The following is a 16,434-nucleotide window of genomic DNA, read 5'->3' on the forward strand; positions in this document are numbered from 1 at the left end:
CAAGGAGCACCGGTTCTCATGAGCCTGAAGATGTCCGACGACACCGAGGTGATCGTCACAGGGGTATCGCTGTCGCGGCGACGCCGACAGCTGCGCAAGACCACGGAGTCGTACGGATTCCTCTCGCCGACGATCATCCTGCTGTTCGTGCTGATGATCATCCCGATCGTGATGGTGATCGGCTACTCGTTCCAGGACAACGTGATCCTGAACAAGTCGCCCGAGTTCGTCGGAATCCGGAACTACGTCGAGATCCTCTCGGATCCCGGCTTCTGGAAGGCGACGGGCAACACCATCCTGTTCACGGTGGTGAGCGTCGCCGCTCACCTCGTGCTCGGTCTCGCGTTCGCGATGATGCTCAACAGCCCGCTGCTCGGCCGGTTCTCGCGCTCCCTCTTCCGGGCTCTCTACGTGCTGCCGTGGCTCTTCACGGTCGCGGTGATCGCGGTGCTGTGGCGCATGCTCCTCGCTCCGAACGGCGTGGTGAACTTCCTGCTCAACACCGACATCGAGTGGCTCGCCTCTCCGCAGCTCGCGCTGGGCACCATCATCTTCATCAACATCTGGGCCGGCTACCCGTTCTTCATGGTGAGCCTGCTCGCAGGTCTCCAGGGGGTCCCCGCCGAACTGCACGAGGCAGCGACCGTCGACGGCGCGAGCAGTGTGCAACGGTTCTGGAACGTGACCATCCCGCAGCTGCGCCCCATCATCATCAGCCTGGTGCTGCTCGACCTGATCTGGACCTCGCAGCAGTTCGCCCTCATCTGGATGACCACGGGTGGCGGACCGATCGATGTCACGGAGGTGCTCAGCACCTTCACCTACAAGCTCGCCTTCGCCAAGTACGACTTCTCGCTCGCGGCGACCTCCGCCGTGCTGGTCCTGCTGATGTCGATGGTGCTCGCCGTGTTCTACGTCCGTCACCAGAAAGCGAGGGACTGATCATGGCTCTCACCGCAGTCAACCAGCGCCGTGTCGCGAAGACCGGCCTGACCATCGGTCTCCTCATCGGCGCGGTCTTCGCCGCCGGCCCCGTGCTGTGGATGCTGTCGAGCTCGTTCAAGTCGAACACCCAGATCTTCGAGCTGCCTCCGCGGCTGATCACCGACACGTTCTCGTTCGACGCCTACATCGCGATCTTCACGAACCCCGAGACCATGCGGTTCTTCCTGAACAGCTACATCGTGGCCGGGTCGGTCACGATCCTCACCCTGATGGTGGCGATCCAGGCGGCCTACGCGTTCAGCCGGTTCGAGTTCCGCGGCAAGCGCATCCTGAACGTCGTGATCGTCAGTGTGCAGGCTGTTCCGCCCATCACGCTCCTGATCCCGTACTTCGGACTCATGGTCGCGCTCGGCCTGTACAACTCCTACCTCGGGCTGATCCTCACCTACATGGTGTTCACGCTTCCCTACGCGATCATCATGATGACCGGCTACTTCAACACCCTGCCGAAGGAGCTCGACGAGGCCGTCCGCGTCGACGGCGCCGGGTCGATGACCGCCCTCTGGCGCATCCTGGTGCCGATCTCGGTGCCCGGCATCGTCTCGGTCGGCATCTACACGTTCATGATCGCGTGGAACGAGTATCTGTTCGCCCTCACGCTGACGCGCACCATCGACATGCGCACCGTGCCCATCGGCATCCAGCTGCTCATGGGCCAGCACTCATACGAGTGGAACCAGATCATGGCGATGAGCGTGCTCGGGTCGATCCCCGTGCTCATTCTCTTCCTCATCTTCCAGCGGTACTTCATCAGCGGTCTCACGGCGGGGTCCGTGAAGAGCTGACGTCGTCCGACGGATTCACCACCACCACGAAACAGGAGAAACACGTGCTCTACACCGGCAAATCCATCCTCGATGTCGCCAACGAGAACAACTTCGCCATCCCGGCGTTCAACATCAGCGACTGGGCGATGTTCAACGGCGTCATGGACATCAGCGAGGAGAAGACCGCCCCGGTCATCATCGCCATCCACCCCGACGAGGTGTCTCACATCACGACCGATCTGATCGCGGCGATGCACTCCCGTGCGCACCGCTCGAGCGTGCCCGTCGCGATCCACTGGGACCACGGCGGCAGCTACGAGCAGATCATCACCGCGATCAAGGCCGGTTTCACCTCGGTCATGATCGACGCCTCGCTGCTGCCGTTCGACGAGAACGTCGCGCTGACCCGCAAGGTCGTCGACGCCGCGCACGCCGTGGGCATCCAGGTCGAGGGCGAGCTCGGCACCATCGGGGCGAACGACAGCTACGGCGAGTCGGGCGCGGCCGAGATCATCTACACGAACCCGGTCGACGCGGTGCGCTTCGTCGAGGAGACCGGTGTCGACAGCCTCGCCATCGCGATCGGCACCTCGCACGGCCTGTACCCGAGCGACAAGAACCCCGAGCTGCGCCACGATCTGCTCGAAGAGATCAAGGCGGCGATCGGCATCCCCCTGGTGCTGCACGGCGGTTCCTCGAACCCGGATGCCGAGCTCCGACGCGCGGTCGAGCTGGGCGTCAACAAGATCAACATCTCCAGCGACATCAAGGTGTCGTACCACAACCGCATGCGCGAGATCCTCGGCACCGATCAGCGTCTGCGCGAGCCGAACGCGATCCAGCCGATGGCGCTTGAAGCCATGAAGGCCACGGCTGCTGAGAAGATCGACCTGTTCGGTGCGGACGGCAAGGCCTCGCTGTACTGAACCTCGACCTCGGAAGGATGATCGGCGACGTGGACAGAACGCTCGTACTCGGACTCGGCGGCACCGTCGACTACGAGCTCACGTGGGATTCGTCGGTGTTCGACAGGCTGGCACACGCACACGGTGTGCGGCGGCACGAACTGACCACCACGGCGCCGATCACCGACGAACGCTCCCTGCTGGTGGCAGTGCTGGCGTGCGTCGCCTCGGGAACCGGTGCGGAGAGGTTCGTCGCATCGTCGCAGGTGATCGAAGACTTCGTGTCGCACTTCGTGTACTCGATCACGCTCGGGGGCACGGGTGTGCGGGCGGGCCTCGTGCTCGACGCACTCGGCATCCCGAGCGTCCAGCACCTCGTGAGCATCGACGACAACGTGCGCCGGCTGCTGCCGGAGTCGATCTCTTACATCTCGTCGGCGACCGAGGACACCCTCGATCCGCACCTCATCGTGCAGTACCCGGTCGGTGCGCACGTGCGGCTGACGGACGGCGATGTGCTGTCGCCCGCGCCCAACCGACTGATCTTCGCCAATGATCCGCCGAACAGGCGGATGCTGCTCTCTGGCGACCTCGCGTCCGCTCTCGCCGATGCCGGAGTCTTCCTGGTCTCCGGGTTCAACACCATGCAGGATCACGACCTGCTCGAACTCCGACTGGCCGAGGTGCAGCGGGCGATGCGGAGTCTTCCGCACGACTCCCTCGTCTACTACGAGGACGCGGGCTTCTACACCCGCGACTTCGCCGAGACGGTGCGTGCGCGACTGCTGCCGCAGATCGACGTCTACGGCATGAACGAGGACGAGCTGCAGGAGTATCTGGGGCGATCGGTGAACCTCCTCGACCCGGCCGACGTCATCCGCGCCCTCCGCGAGGCGCACATGATCATCCCGGCGCGGGCGCTGGTCGTGCACACCCGGTACTGGGCGATCGCGACAGGGCCGGATGCCGTTCGACACCGAGCCGCGCTCGACAGTGCCGTGCGGGTCGCCGCCACCCGCTACCGCGTCGGCGACGCACTGCGGGCCGACGACGTCGATGACACGGCCGCGATGCCCCGCCACGGGGGAGGAGAGTCTCTGATCGCTGCGGTCGAGGCCGCTCTGCCGGATGCCGTGGGCGTCGCGGCGTTCTCGCTCGATGTCGCATCGCCCACGACCGTCGGTCTCGGAGACACGTTCGTGGGCGGTTTCCTCGCCGGAGCCGTGCGATCGACGGAGCACGTATGAACCCCATCCTGCTGCCGTCGAACAGGCCGGCCGAGCGCTTCTACCGCGGCGGCGCGCGCATCAGCGCCTTCCGAGGAGAGGACGGTGACGCGCCTCGGGAGCCGGAGGACTGGATCGGCTCGACGACCACCGTCCGCGGCGAGCCCGAACTCGGTCTCAGCACGCTCCCGGACGGGCGCGTGCTGCGTGACGCCGTCGAGCAGGATCCGGTCGCCTGGCTGGGCGACGACCACGTCGCGCGGTGGGGTGCCGACACCCGACTGCTGGTGAAGCTGCTCGATGCCGGACAGCGGCTGCCCGTGCATGCGCACCCGCATGACGACTTCGCGGCGACGCATCTCGGTCGCGCGCATGGAAAGGCCGAGGCCTGGTACATCCTGCAGGGAGGGACGGTGCACGTCGGCCTGCGTCAGGACGTCGAGGCGGCTGATCTCGCCGTCCTGATCGATCGGCAGGACGCGACGACGCTGCTCGGTCTGCTGCACGAGGTCGAGGTCTCAGCGGGTGACGTGGTCTGGGTGCCGCCGGGTGAGCTGCACGCGATCGGGGCCGGTGTGCTGCTGCTCGAGCTGCAGCAGCCGGAGGATCTGTCGATCCTGCTCGAGTGGGGAGACTTCGCGATCGACGGCGCAGCTGTCGGGCACCTCGGCCTCGGCTTCGCACTCGCGCTCGCCGCGGTGAACAGGGCGGCGCGATCCCGCGACGAGCTCGGGATGCTCGTGCGCACGGCGCCGGGGTCCGGATCCGCATTTCCCGTGGCTGCCGACGAGTACTTCCGACTCGAGCGGATCCCCGTCGACGGCTCGGCGGTGATCGGACGCGGTTTCGCGATCGTGATCGTGAGCCGGGGGGAGGTCACGATCGATGGACGGCGACTCCCTGCCGGCTCAGCGCTGCTCGTGCCGGACGCGGCCGGTGCGCTCGATGCGACCGGCGCGGGCGAGCTGCTCGTAGCGCGCCCGCCCGCTCCCTGAGCCGGAATCGGCGCGGATGCTCCCCGGCTAGACTGGAGCCATGCCCGAACCGAAAGTCGCCAGCTTTCCGGCGATCCGTGGTGCGCTGAAGTTCTACCAGATCGCGTCGATCATCACCGGAGTCATGCTGCTCCTGCTGGTCACCGAGATGGTGCTGAAGTACACGCCGATCCATCTCGAACTGTTCGTCGGCGGGTCCGGTGGGCCCGTGTGGTTCGCCGGCGTCCTCGCCGGGGCGGACTGCCAATGGTGGTCGCTCTTCGCACCCTGGACGAACTCCTGCGAGATGACCTCTCTCGGCGACGGATTCAACGTGTCGCTGTTCATCCTCGTCGCCCACGGCTGGTTCTACGTCGTGTACCTGTTCGCGTGCTTCCGCATGTGGAGCCTGATGCGCTGGCCGTTCCCGCGGTTCATCCTGCTCGCGCTCGGCGGTGTCATCCCGCTGCTGTCCTTCTTCATGGAGGCCATCGTCGCCCGTGAAGTCAAGACCTACCTCGCCACCCGTGAGGCCGCTGAGGCCTCCACCCCCGTTACGGAAGGTGCCCGTTGACCGAGCAGTCCGAGACCCAGCAGCGCCCCGCACTCGTCGTCGATTTCGGCGCGCAGTACGCTCAGCTGATCGCCCGTCGAGTGCGTGAGGCCGGTGTCTACAGCGAGATCGTGCCGCATACCGCCACGGCCGCAGAGATCGCCGAGAAGAACCCGGTCGCGATCATCCTCTCGGGTGGTCCGTCCTCGGTCTACGAGGAGGGCGCTCCCCGCCTCGACCCCGCCGTCTTCGATCTCGGCGTGCCCACGCTCGGCATCTGCTACGGCTTCCAGTACATGGCGCAGACCCTGGGTGGCGAGGTGGCGAACACCGGCCTCCGCGAGTACGGCGCGACGGATGCCGTCATCTCGGGTGACGGCGGCACGCTGCTCGCCGGCCAGCCCGCCGAGCAGAACGTCTGGATGAGCCACGGCGACCAGGTCGCCAAGGCGCCGGAGGGCTTCGATGTGCTCGCCACGACCGACGCCACCAAGGTCGCGGCGTTCGCGAACGAGGAGCGCGGCTTCTACGGCGTGCAGTGGCACCCCGAGGTGAAGCACTCCGACCACGGCCAGCGCGTGATCGAGAACTTCCTGCACAAGGGTGCGGGACTCGCCTCCGACTGGAACAGCGACAACGTGATCGCCGAGCAGGTCGAGCGCATCCGCGAGCAGGTGGGTGACGCACGCGTCATCTCGGCGCTCTCGGGCGGCGTCGACTCGGCCGTCTCGACCGCTCTCGTGCACAGGGCGATCGGCGACCAGCTCACCGCGGTGTTCGTAGACCACGGACTCCTCCGCAAGGGCGAGCGCGAGCAGGTCGAGAAGGATTATGTCGAGTCCACCGGCGTCCGTCTGATCACGGTCGACGCGGCAGACGTCTTCCTCGGTCACCTCGCGGGCGTCACCGACCCCGAAGAGAAGCGCAAGATCATCGGTCGCGAGTTCATCCGCGCCTTCGAGAAGGTGCAGCTCGACCTCGTCGCCGAGGCGAAGGCCTCGGGCGGCGCCCCGGTCAAGTTCCTCGTGCAGGGCACGCTCTACCCCGACGTCGTCGAGTCCGGCGGCGGCGCAGGAACGGCCAACATCAAGTCGCACCACAACGTCGGCGGGCTCCCCGATGACCTCGACTTCGAGCTCATCGAGCCGCTGCGCGCCCTGTTCAAGGACGAGGTCCGCGCGATCGGCCGCGAGCTCGGCATCCCCGAGGCGATCGTCGGCCGCCAGCCGTTCCCCGGCCCCGGCCTCGGCATCCGCATCATCGGCGAGGTCACGCAGGATCGCCTCGAGATCCTGCGTGAGGCCGACGCGATCGCGCGCGAGGAGCTCACGAAGGCGGGACTCGACCAGGACATCTGGCAGTGCCCCGTCGTGCTGCTCGCTGATGTCCGCTCGGTGGGCGTGCAGGGCGACGGCCGCACCTACGGGCACCCGATCGTGCTGCGTCCGGTGTCGAGCGAAGACGCCATGACCGCCGACTGGACGCGTCTTCCCTACGACGTGCTGTCGAAGATCTCGAACCGCATCACCAACGGCGTCCGCGATGTCAACCGCGTCGTGCTCGATGTGACGTCGAAGCCGCCGGGAACCATCGAGTGGGAGTGACGAAGGAGCTCCCACTCGCGTAGGCACTGCGTGGCACTCGACCGCGCCAGCGGGCGAGTGGGAGTGAATCTTTCTCTCCCGCGCAGATGAGATGAACGGGCACGGACCATCACGGTCCGTGCCCGTTCGCGGTATTTCGGGCAGGATGAGCGTATGACCAAGGCGCGGACGAAGATCACGGTTATCGGTGCGGGCAGCGTGGGGGTGAGCGTGGCGTATGCCGCGCTGATCCGGGGGAGTGCTGCCGAGGTCGCGCTCTACGACATCGCGACCGACAAGGTGGATGCCGAGGTGCTCGACCTCGCGCACGGCACGCAGTTCACGTCGGCGGCGGTGAGCGGCGGCTCCGATCTCGCCGTCGTCGAGGGCAGCGACGTGATCGTGGTGACCGCGGGGGCGAAGCAGCAGCCAGGGCAGACCCGCATGGAGCTCTCGGGCATCAACGCACGGCTGCTCGAGACGCTGATGCCGCGGCTCGTCGAGCGCGCTCCGGACGCGGTGTTCATCATCGTCACGAACCCCGCCGATGTGATGACCGTCGTCGCGCAGCGCGTGTCGGGGCTTCCGCCGCATCGGGTGTTCGGGTCGGGCACAGTGCTCGACACCTCACGTCTGCGCTGGCGTCTCGCGCATCGCGCGAACGTGAGCACGGCGAGCGTGCACGCCGACATCGTGGGCGAGCACGGCGACACCGAGTTCCCGCTCTGGTCGAACGCGACGATCGGATCGGTGCCGATCCTCGACTGGCCCGCCGACGAGCCGTTCACCACCGAGGAGCTCGACCGCATCGCGATCGAGGTGCGCGACGCCGCCTATGCCGTCATCCGCGGCAAGGGGGCGACGAACCTCGCGATCGGCGTCAGCTGCGCCCGCATCGCCGAGGCCGTGCTGCACGACGAGCGCGCCGTGCTTCCGGTCTCGACGGTGCTCGACGGGGAGTACGGCATCCATGGCGTGGCACTCTCGGTGCCGTCGGTCGTGGGTGCGGCCGGCGCTGTTCCGCTCGCCGAGACGCCGATGAGCGACCACGAGGAAGCCCTTCTGCAGGCCTCGGCCGATGCGATCCGCGTGGCGATCGAGCAACTCGGCTGATCGCCTCGAGACAGACTCAGAACTTTTTTCGGCATGGATGTCGATCTGAGGCGTCCGCGTTCGACGTCTTCAATGAGAGGGTCGACAGGCGGCCCCACCACAAGGAGAACACCATGAAGTACATGCTGATCATGCGCTCGAACGACGACGCGGTCGAGGCTTACAAGGAGATGCCGTTCGAGCAGGTCATCGAGGCCATGGGCAAGTACAACGAGTCGATGATCAAGGCCGGCGTGCTGGCTGCCGGTGAGGGCCTCAGCGACGCCGCCGAGGGATTCGTCGTCGACTTCAGCGCAGAGACCCCGCTCATCACCGACGGCCCCTACGGAGAGACGAAGGAGCTGTTCAACGGCTTCTGGATCCTCGAGGTGTCGAGCCGTGAAGAGGCAGCGGAGTGGGCGAGCCGGGCGCCGCTCGGACCGGGTTCGTTCCTCGAGGTGCGACGCGTGACCGACGAGTCGGACTTCCCGGCCGACAACGAGTGGATCGAGAAGGAAGCCGGCTGGCGCGAGGAGCAGGCGCAGCGCGCCCAGCAGTGAGATGAGCGACTCTCCGCACCGCGAGGCGGCTCGCTCCGCACCCGACGAGGGCGCGCGGCGAGCCGTCGCCGCCGTGTGGCGCATCGAGTCCGCGAAGATCGTCGCGACGCTCACGCGCGTGGTCGGTGACTTCGGCCTGGCCGAGGACCTCGCGCAGGAGGCGCTGCTCGATGCTCTGCAGCAGTGGCCCGCCGACGGCGTGCCACGCAACGGGGCGGCGTGGCTCACGGCAGTGGCGAAGCGCAAGGCGATCGACGGCTGGCGCCGTCGGGAACGGCTGGACGATCGCATGGCCGTGCTCGCCCACGACCTCGAGCGTGAGCAGGCAGAGGCGGTGGACGCGCCCCCCTGGGACCCGGATGCCGTCGACGATGACGTGCTCCGACTGATCTTCATCTCGTGCCACCCGGTGCTCTCGCGCGAAGCTCAGGTGGCGCTGACTCTGCGCGTCGTGGGCGGACTGTCGAGTGAGGAGATCGCCCGGGCTTTTCTCGTGCCGACGGCGACCGTGCAGCAGCGCATCGTGCGGGCCAAGAAGACCCTCGCCGCGGCGAACGTCCCCTTCGAGATGCCTCCTCGCGAAGAGCACACGGCACGGCTGGGGGCGGTCCTGGGCGTGCTGTATCTGATCTTCAACGAGGGGCACGCAGCCAGCAGCGGCCCCGACTGGATGCGCCCTGAGCTGAGTCTCGAGGCCATCCGGCTCGCACGCGTGCTGGCGGCGCTGATGCCGCGCGAGCGTGACGCGCACAGCCTCATCGCCCTCATGGAGCTGACCGCCGCACGGTTCCCCGCCCGAGTCGATGCGCACGGCGACCCCGTGCTGCTCGCGGATCAGGACCGTCGTCGCTGGGACAGGGGCCGCATCGCTCGCGGGCGTGCGGCCTTGGGCGCTGCGGATGCCATCGGCACAGGTCGTGGACCCTACGGTCTGCAGGCCGCCATCGCCGAATGCCATGCGGTCGCCGCATCGATCGACGAGACCGACTGGGATCGCATCGTCGTGCTCTACGAGGCGCTCGGCCGCATCGCGCCGTCGCCCGTGGTCGAGCTCAATCGTGCGGCGGCCGTCGCGATGGCGACGGGACCGGCGTCCGCCCTGCACATCATCGACGGGCTCGCGTCTTCGGGCGCACTCGCCGGATACCACCTTCTTCCCGCGACACGGGCGGAGCTGCTGCTGAGGCTCGGGCGTGACGACGAGGCTCGCAGCGAGTTCGCCGTGGCAGCGTCGCTCGCGGGCAACGATCGAGAACGTGCTCTGCTGCGGGCCAACGCCGAGGAGCGCTGAGCACGACCCACACACAGAGAACCGCCCTCTTCGCCAGCGACGCTGGAGAGGAGGGCGGTTCCGGTAGTGCGGTGTGTCAGCTGCGGGCCTTGCTGCCGCGACCGACGATCAGACCGTAGATCAGCAGCACGATGATCGAGCCGCCGATGGCGAGGAGCCAGGTACCGAGGTCCCAGAACTCGGTCAGAGGACGGTTCAGGATCAGGCTTCCGAGCCATCCGCCGAGGAAGGCGCCGACGACGCCGAGCAGCAGCGTGATGAGCCATCCGCCGCCCTGCTTTCCGGGCAGGATCAGCTTGGCGATTGCTCCGGCGATGAGGCCGAGAAGAAGGAATCCGAGAAAGCTCATGTTCAGCTCCTTTGTTTCGTGAGCCCCGGGGTGCCAGGGCTCGTGTGATCCATGGTGCCCTCTCAGCTGATTATCAGCCAACCCCTTGCGCTGAGGCCCCCGGGTATGCGAAGAGGCCCGCCTCCCCCAAGGGAGACGGGCCTCATCGAAGTGATTCGCGTCAGTTGTTGCCGCGGATGATCGCGATCATCCGCAGGATCTCGACGTAGAGCCAGACGACCGTGACCATGATGCCGAAGGCGCCGAGCCAGCCGTACTTGCGGGGAGCGCCGTTGCGCACGCCCTGCTGGATCTGGTCGAAGTCAAGCACCAGCGAGTACGCGGCCATGATGACGACCAGGACGCCGATGATCAGTCCGAGCGGGATGCCCATGATCTCAGCGCTGTACAGACCGAAGGCCTGGCCCTGGGGCAGGACGCCGGTCCACATCAGGACGAGGTTGAGGAGCGAGAAGACGAGGTAGCCGACCATCGCGATCATGAAGATCTTGGTCGCCTTCTTCGAGGCGCGGATCTTGCCGCTCGCGAAGAGCGCCAGCGTCACACCGACGACCGAGACGGTCGCGAGCGTCGCCTGCATGACGATGCCGGGCCAGATGACCTCGAAGAATGCCGAGATACCACCGATGAAGAGTCCCTCGAAAGCCGCGTACGCGAAGATCAGCGCGGGACGAACCTTCTTTCGCGAGGTGAACGAGATCACCATGGCGAGCACGAAGCCACCGAGCGCGCCGACGATCCAGGGCAGCATGTTCGGCTGGAACTGGTCATACGGGTTCTGCTCGGGGGCCGCGACGCCGCCGAGCGTCACGAACCAGCCGACGGCTGCGGTGACGAGCAGGATGGCGAAGAGTCCGGCGGTCTTCCAGACGGTGTCCTCGACGGACATGCGGTCGGTCTCGATCGCGCCGGCCGGGGGAGCGGCGTACATGCCCTCCAGCTGCGCGTTCGCGGCGGCGTCCATCGTGCCGTGCTGGAACGACGCGGCCTGCGCACCCTGAGCGCCCTGCGGCGCACCCGGGTAGGTCGCGACGTTACGCGGGTCCTGCTGCTGGAACGCCGGGTTGTTGAAGGCGAAGTTGCTCATGTGGGCCTCACTCCAAAGTGGGTTGTAGGTCGCTTTCCTCCACGATACCCGGAATGCGGGGTCATCAGGGTGTCCTACGCTGAGAGCGTGCCCAGGAAATCGCCTCTCGTGATCGGGCATCGCGGTGCGCCCGGCTACCGTCCGGAACACAGCCGTTCGTCGTACGAACTGGCACTCGCGATGGGGGTGGATGCGGTCGAACCCGACGTCGTCGCCACGAAGGACGGCGTGCTCATCGTGCGGCACGAGAACGAGATCTCGGGCACCACCGACGTCGCGGAGCATCCCGAGTTCGCCGACCGCAAGACGACCAAGCGCGTCGACGGCCAGGCGCTGACAGGGTGGTTCTCCGAGGACTTCACGTGGGATGAGCTGTCGACGCTGCGTAGCCGTGAACGGCTGCCCGAAGTGCGGCTCTCGAGCGCGAGCTTCAACGACTCGCAGGCCATCCTGCGGCTCACCGATGTGCTCGACATCGTGCGCGACGGGTCGATCGAGCACGGGCGCGAGATCGGCGTCGTGCTCGAGGTCAAGCACGCCACCTACTTCGCGAGCATCGGCCTCGATCTCGCGCCACTGATCGAGCGCGACCTTCGCGCCGCCGGGTGGGCCGACGGCGAGCTTCCGCTCATCATCGAGTGCTTCGAGTCGACGATCCTCGGCGAGCTCAAGGCGCGGGGGATCGCCGCCGCCTACATCTACCTGATCGAGGCCTCGGGGCGCCCCTTCGACCTTCTGGTCGCGCGGGGCAGGCAGGCGCTGACCTACAAGGCCACAGTCACCCCGCAGGGCCTCGACGGGCTGGTCGGTCAGGTCGACGGCATCAGCGTGAACAAGCGGATGCTGCTGACGCCGGGCAACTCGATCGTCGCCGACGCGCATGCCCGGGGACTCACGGTCTTCACGTGGACGTGCCGACCCGAGAATGCGTTCCTCTCGGCGGAGTTCCGCGGCGCGGGTGGCAAGAGCGCCTACGGCGACTACGAGGCGGAGTGGGACGTGATCAAGCGCTCCGGCGTCGACGGGGTCTTCGTCGACCACCCCGATCTCGGCGTCAGCTTCTTCCGCGGCTGAGGCCTCGCTCAGAGGGTGCGGTCGGCTCAGAGCGGACCGAGCACGTCCTGCACCGGTCGCTCGAGATGCAGCGCTCGCAGGGGCGTGAGGATCTCCCGCTCCTCGAAGCGGAAGTGCGACTCCATGATCGCCCCGATCCCGTCGAGGTGTCGCTCGATCGCGTCGGCGCTCTCACCGCTGTCCACCGCTGCACGCATGCCGCCGAGCAGGTGAGCGAGCATCGAATGATCCTGCATGAGCTTGTCGATGACGTCGCCGAGCTCCGGATGCTCTTCTCTCAGTGCGGGGAACAGCGCGCGGTCCTCGCTCAGGTGATGCCCGTCGAGGGCGGAGCAGAAGCCGATGCAGAACAGCGCGAGCTCGCGTGCGGCATCCGGCGACGCCGACTCCTGCTCGAGCGCTGTCCGGGTGGCCTCGAGGGCCGCGCGGAGTCGGGTGTGAGCCCGGCGGAGTTCTTCATCCCAGGCGATCAGGCGATCGGCATCCATCCCGGCCAGTCTAGGACCGGCGTCGGTGTCAGAGGGTGCGGTCGAACGCGCCCTTGCGCGACACGATCTCCTTGCCGAGCGGCATCAGCGAGACGGGCACCATCTTGAAGTCGGCGATGCCCATCGGGATGCCGATGATCGTGACGCAGAGCAGAAGGCCCGAGACGATGTGGCCGATCGCCAGCCACCAGCCCGCAAGGATCACCCAGAGCACATTCCCGAGGAACGAGCCGACCCCGGAGGTCGGCTTGCTGACGATCTCGCGCCCGAACGGCCAGATCGCGTAGCGAGCGATGCGGAACGAGGCGATGGCCCAGGGGATCGTCACGATCGGGATGCACAGCAGGATGCCCGCCAGCATGTAGCCGAGGAAGAGTCCGAATCCGGCGAAGATCAGCCAGATGATGTTGAGGATCGTGCGCACCGCCTGATTCTCGCACCGCAGCCTGAGCATCCGCCCTCTCCCGGCCGCGTCTCGGGTCGATGGCGAACCGCCACCGATCGTTCACCATCCGTGCACCTGGGGGTCGTCGGGTGGCCACGCGGCGTCGCTGATGTGGAGTCATACCCGTCTGATTCCCCCAGGAGCCCCATGTCCCGCCTGCAATCCGCGGCTGCGGTCACGACGGTCTGCGCGCTCAGCGCAGCCGCTCTGCTCGCCGTGCCCCTCGCCGCCACCGGAGCCGAACTCGGCATCCGGATCAACGAAGTCGAATCCAGCGGGGGCGTTCCCGGAGACTGGATCGAGTTCGTCAACACCTCCGACGCCGTCGTCGATCTGAGCGGCTTCGTCGTCAGGGACAACGGCGACGACGAGTCGTATGTGTTCCCCGAAGGATCGTTCGTCGAACCCGGAGCCCACCTCGTGCTCGATGAGGCAGGCGCCGGAGTCGACGGCTTCACCTTCGGTCTCGGAAAGGACGACCAGGTTCGTCTGTTCGACCCGAGCGCGATCCTCGTCGATGAGACCGCCTGGACGGCTCACGCCGCTGTCACGTGGGGTGCCCGCGAGGTCGCAGGCACGGTCGAGTGGGCGGAGACCACCGAGTCCACGAAGGGCGCGGCCAACGTGTTCGCCCCGGATGCCCCTCTCGGCGGTTCGATCGTCATCAACGAGGTCGATTCGCAACCGGCGGACTGGGTCGAGTTCCACAACTCCGGAGACGCGGCACTCGACATCTCGGGCTACGAGATCCGCGACAACTCCGACGATCACCGCTGGCAGTTCCTTCCGGGGACACAGATCGCCGCCGGCGGATTCCTCGTGGTCGAGGAGGGCACGATCGGCCTCGTCGACGGCGCCGAGACCGCGTTCCGCGATCCGATCGGGATCGGCAGCGCCGACCGCATCCGGCTGTTCGACGCCGGTGGCGCGCAGATCGACGACACTCTGCCGTGGGAGGGCCACGCCGAGATCGACGGCGACTCCGCCGCCGCGACTCTCGCGCGCTGCCCTGACGGCGAGGGCGCCTTCGTGCTTGCCCACCCGACCATGGGCGCCGCGAACTCGTGCGTGATGCCCGACGTGGTCATCAACGAGATCGAGTCCAACGGCGACGCGACAGACTGGGTCGAGGTGGTGAACTCCGGCAGCACGGCGGTCGACCTCTCCGGCTGGACGCTCATGGACGGCGATCCGGTCGGCCACGCAGCTGAGACGACTCCGCTGCCTGCGGGAACCGTCCTCGAACCGGGTGCACATTTCGTCTTCGATCAGCCGACGGACTTCGTCTTCGGCCTGGGCAACGGCGACACGGTCACGGTGCGAGACGCGAACCTCAACGTCGTGGATGAGCACGTCTACGATGTGCACGCGGCCGGCGTCCTCGCCCGCTGCGCAGACGGCAGCGGAGACTTCATCGACCTCGCGGTCTCGACCAAGGGGCAATCCAACGCGTGCGGCAACGCGGTGCGGATCAACGAGGTCGAGTCCGACGGCGGCTCGCCGGGCGACTGGGTCGAGCTCGTCAACCCGACGGCATCCGTCCTCGACGTCTCCGGCATCATCGTGAAAGACGACGACGACACGCACTCATACGCGATCCCGGCCGGTACCACGATCGGTGCGGGCGGATACCTCGTCGTCGAGGGCGCCGACCTCGGCTTCGGGCTGGGCGGCGGTGACACCGTGCGCCTGTTCGACGACGGTCTGCTGGTCGACTCGACCACGTGGGGCGAAGGCCACGCCGCGACCACCTGGGGGCGGTGCCCCGACGTGACCGGAGCATTCGCCGTCACCGCGGAGAGCACCAGGGGCGCGGCCAACATCTGTGCCGGAGAGATCGAGATCGCGCCGTGGCCCGGCTCTGCCGAGGTCCGAGTGCTCGACACCGCGCCGACCTTCCTCGAGGACAGCTCGGGGCTCGACGTGCAGGAGACCGCCGACGGATCGTTCCTCTGGGCCGTCGACAACGGCGACGGTCGCATCTGGAAGCTCGAGGCCCACGCCGACGGCTCCTTCTCGCAGATCCCCGGCTGGGAATCAGGCAAGCGCGTGCGATTCCAGAAGGATGCTGCGGACCCGGGCGCCGCCGGCCCCGACACCGAGGGCATCACCGTCGACGGCGACGGGGCGGTCTACGTCGCCTCTGAGCGCGACAACAGTGCGAAGGGCGTGAACCGGAACACCGTCCTGAAGGTCGATCCCGAGGCGTCCGCCGGTGATCTCGTCGCCGAGCAGGAGTGGGATCTGACCGCGCTGCTGCCGGACGTGGGAGCCAACCTCGGCATGGAGGCGGTGCAGTGGGTGCCTGACAGCGCACTAGAGGGCGCGCTGTTCGACATCAACAGCGGCACGGCGTACGACGCCGCCGACTATCCCGGTCACGGTGGCGGTCTCTTCTTCGTGGCTGTCGAGGACAACGGTCACGTGTACGCGTTCGCGCTCGCCGCCGACGGCCAGGCGACCCTGGTCTCGGAGATCGCACCGGGCCTGACCGGGGTCATGGCACTCGACTACGACAGCGTGCTCGATGTGCTGTGGACGGTCTGCGATGACGGCTGCCAGGGCCAGTCGGCGCAGATCACCCTGAACGGCACGGCTCAGCCCGGCCTCGCTCACTTCGCTCGCCCCGCCGGAATGCCGGACATCAACAACGAGGGATTCGCGACGGCTCCTGCCTCGCTGTCGGTCGACGGTGAGCGCCCGGTCTGGTGGTTCGCCGACGGCTTCGCATCGGAGGCGTTGCGCGTCGGCACCCTCCCCGGCGTGACCGGAGAGAACCCGGGAGAGAACCCCGGAGAGATCCCGGGCGAGAACCCGGGCGCGAACCCGGTCGAGAACCCGGGTGGGAACCCGGGTGGCGAAAACGGCGTCCCCGCCCCGAGCGGGCTCGCAGCGACCGGGGCGGAGGTTCCGGTCGCGATGATCGCCCTGGCGCTGATGCTCGTCATCGCCGGCGCGCTGGTCGCCCGCCGACGTCGTCACTCGGCCTGATACGACGCATCGACACGAAGACGGGCTGGTGCACGATGACTCGT

General features: G+C 67.4%; 16 protein-coding genes. 12 read left to right on the forward strand and 4 right to left on the reverse strand.

All coding sequences use genetic code 11. From position 1 onward, the window contains the following. The first annotated feature begins 18 nt into the window (after nt 1-18). The 10 genes from FIV50_RS04485 to FIV50_RS04530 all read left to right on the forward strand — a co-directional run bounded on the left by FIV50_RS04485 (nt 19) and on the right by FIV50_RS04530 (nt 9,956). Complete coding sequence (locus FIV50_RS04485; protein WP_140036384.1) at nt 19-942, forward strand: carbohydrate ABC transporter permease; 924 nt, start codon at nt 19-21, stop codon at nt 940-942. 2 nt (nt 943-944) lie between these two features. Then, nucleotides 945-1,790, forward strand: a complete 846-nt coding sequence (locus tag FIV50_RS04490; RefSeq protein ID WP_140036385.1) for a carbohydrate ABC transporter permease — start codon at nt 945-947, stop codon at nt 1,788-1,790. Nucleotides 1,791-1,834: 44 nt separating this feature from the next. Further along, nucleotides 1,835-2,698, forward strand: a complete 864-nt coding sequence (locus FIV50_RS04495; protein WP_140036386.1) for a ketose-bisphosphate aldolase — start codon at nt 1,835-1,837, stop codon at nt 2,696-2,698. Nucleotides 2,699-2,727: 29 nt separating this feature from the next. After that, nucleotides 2,728-3,924 carry an ADP-dependent glucokinase/phosphofructokinase gene (locus FIV50_RS04500; protein WP_140036387.1) on the forward strand — a complete coding sequence of 399 codons (1,197 nt, stop codon included), beginning with the start codon at nt 2,728-2,730 and terminating at the stop codon, nt 3,922-3,924. Continuing rightward, on the forward strand, nt 3,921-4,898 hold the full coding sequence (locus tag FIV50_RS04505; protein ID WP_140036388.1) for a class I mannose-6-phosphate isomerase: 978 nt from the start codon (nt 3,921-3,923) through the stop codon (nt 4,896-4,898). The genes FIV50_RS04500 and FIV50_RS04505 overlap by 4 nt, the downstream gene beginning before the upstream one ends. Nucleotides 4,899-4,938: 40 nt before the next feature. Then, nucleotides 4,939-5,451 (forward strand): DUF3817 domain-containing protein, encoded by a 513-nt coding sequence (locus FIV50_RS04510; RefSeq protein ID WP_140036389.1) that lies wholly within the window; start codon nt 4,939-4,941, stop codon nt 5,449-5,451. Then, nucleotides 5,448-7,034: a glutamine-hydrolyzing GMP synthase gene (guaA, locus tag FIV50_RS04515; protein ID WP_140036390.1), complete on the forward strand. Its 1,587-nt coding sequence runs from the start codon at nt 5,448-5,450 to the stop codon at nt 7,032-7,034. Before FIV50_RS04510 ends, guaA begins: the two co-directional genes overlap by 4 nt. A gap of 153 nt (nt 7,035-7,187) precedes the next feature. Then, the gene (locus tag FIV50_RS04520; RefSeq protein ID WP_140036391.1) at nt 7,188-8,126 is read left to right on the forward strand and encodes an L-lactate dehydrogenase; all 939 of its coding nucleotides are present in this window, start codon (nt 7,188-7,190) and stop codon (nt 8,124-8,126) included. Nucleotides 8,127-8,239: 113 nt separating this feature from the next. Next, nucleotides 8,240-8,665: a YciI family protein gene (locus FIV50_RS04525; protein ID WP_140036392.1), complete on the forward strand. Its 426-nt coding sequence runs from the start codon at nt 8,240-8,242 to the stop codon at nt 8,663-8,665. 1 nt (nt 8,666) lies between these two features. Then, entirely contained in the window at nt 8,667-9,956 is a 1,290-nt protein-coding gene (locus tag FIV50_RS04530) for an RNA polymerase sigma factor (RefSeq protein WP_140036393.1), read from the forward strand. Nucleotides 9,957-10,032: 76 nt separating this feature from the next. Here the strand turns inward: FIV50_RS04530 and FIV50_RS04535 are convergent, their stop codons facing one another. After that, the gene (locus FIV50_RS04535; RefSeq protein WP_140036394.1) at nt 10,033-10,305 is read right to left on the reverse strand and encodes a GlsB/YeaQ/YmgE family stress response membrane protein; all 273 of its coding nucleotides are present in this window, start codon (nt 10,303-10,305) and stop codon (nt 10,033-10,035) included. 160 nt (nt 10,306-10,465) lie between these two features. Next, nucleotides 10,466-11,392: a Bax inhibitor-1/YccA family protein gene (locus tag FIV50_RS04540; protein WP_140036395.1), complete on the reverse strand. Its 927-nt coding sequence runs from the start codon at nt 11,390-11,392 to the stop codon at nt 10,466-10,468. Nucleotides 11,393-11,479: 87 nt separating this feature from the next. On the opposite strand from FIV50_RS04540, the gene FIV50_RS04545 reads away from it, so the two are divergent. Further along, nucleotides 11,480-12,466 carry a glycerophosphodiester phosphodiesterase family protein gene (locus FIV50_RS04545; protein ID WP_140036396.1) on the forward strand — a complete coding sequence of 329 codons (987 nt, stop codon included), beginning with the start codon at nt 11,480-11,482 and terminating at the stop codon, nt 12,464-12,466. A gap of 26 nt (nt 12,467-12,492) precedes the next feature. Here FIV50_RS04545 and FIV50_RS04550 read toward each other — a convergent pair whose 3' ends face one another. Both FIV50_RS04550 and FIV50_RS04555 read right to left on the reverse strand, forming a co-directional pair. After that, entirely contained in the window at nt 12,493-12,954 is a 462-nt protein-coding gene (locus tag FIV50_RS04550) for a hemerythrin domain-containing protein (protein WP_140036397.1), read from the reverse strand. A gap of 28 nt (nt 12,955-12,982) precedes the next feature. Beyond that, the gene (locus FIV50_RS04555; RefSeq protein WP_042539456.1) at nt 12,983-13,378 is read right to left on the reverse strand and encodes a YccF domain-containing protein; all 396 of its coding nucleotides are present in this window, start codon (nt 13,376-13,378) and stop codon (nt 12,983-12,985) included. 168 nt (nt 13,379-13,546) lie between these two features. Between FIV50_RS04555 and FIV50_RS04560 the strand changes: the two genes are divergently transcribed. After that, nucleotides 13,547-16,390, forward strand: a complete 2,844-nt coding sequence (locus FIV50_RS04560; RefSeq protein ID WP_140036398.1) for a lamin tail domain-containing protein — start codon at nt 13,547-13,549, stop codon at nt 16,388-16,390. Nucleotides 16,391-16,434 lie beyond the last annotated feature (44 nt).

Source organism: Microbacterium foliorum, assembly GCF_006385575.1.
Taxonomy (GTDB): domain Bacteria; phylum Actinomycetota; class Actinomycetes; order Actinomycetales; family Microbacteriaceae; genus Microbacterium; species Microbacterium foliorum_B.

Bases quoted from the DNA above. Each gene is read 5' to 3' on its own strand.
- FIV50_RS04540 (WP_140036395.1), bottom strand. From the start codon at position 11,392: ATGAGCAACTTCGCCTTCAACAACCCGGCGTTCCAGCAGCAGGACCCG.
- FIV50_RS04535 (WP_140036394.1), bottom strand. From the start codon at position 10,305: ATGAGCTTTCTCGGATTCCTTCTTCTCGGCCTCATCGCCGGAGCAATC.
- FIV50_RS04530 (WP_140036393.1), top strand. From the start codon at position 8,667: ATGAGCGACTCTCCGCACCGCGAGGCGGCTCGCTCCGCACCCGACGAG.
- FIV50_RS04505 (WP_140036388.1), top strand. From the start codon at position 3,921: ATGAACCCCATCCTGCTGCCGTCGAACAGGCCGGCCGAGCGCTTCTAC.
- FIV50_RS04490 (WP_140036385.1), top strand. From the start codon at position 945: ATGGCTCTCACCGCAGTCAACCAGCGCCGTGTCGCGAAGACCGGCCTG.
- FIV50_RS04510 (WP_140036389.1), top strand. From the start codon at position 4,939: ATGCCCGAACCGAAAGTCGCCAGCTTTCCGGCGATCCGTGGTGCGCTG.
- FIV50_RS04525 (WP_140036392.1), top strand. From the start codon at position 8,240: ATGAAGTACATGCTGATCATGCGCTCGAACGACGACGCGGTCGAGGCT.
- FIV50_RS04520 (WP_140036391.1), top strand. From the start codon at position 7,188: ATGACCAAGGCGCGGACGAAGATCACGGTTATCGGTGCGGGCAGCGTG.
- FIV50_RS04560 (WP_140036398.1), top strand. From the start codon at position 13,547: ATGTCCCGCCTGCAATCCGCGGCTGCGGTCACGACGGTCTGCGCGCTC.
- FIV50_RS04550 (WP_140036397.1), bottom strand. From the start codon at position 12,954: ATGGATGCCGATCGCCTGATCGCCTGGGATGAAGAACTCCGCCGGGCT.
- FIV50_RS04485 (WP_140036384.1), top strand. From the start codon at position 19: ATGAGCCTGAAGATGTCCGACGACACCGAGGTGATCGTCACAGGGGTA.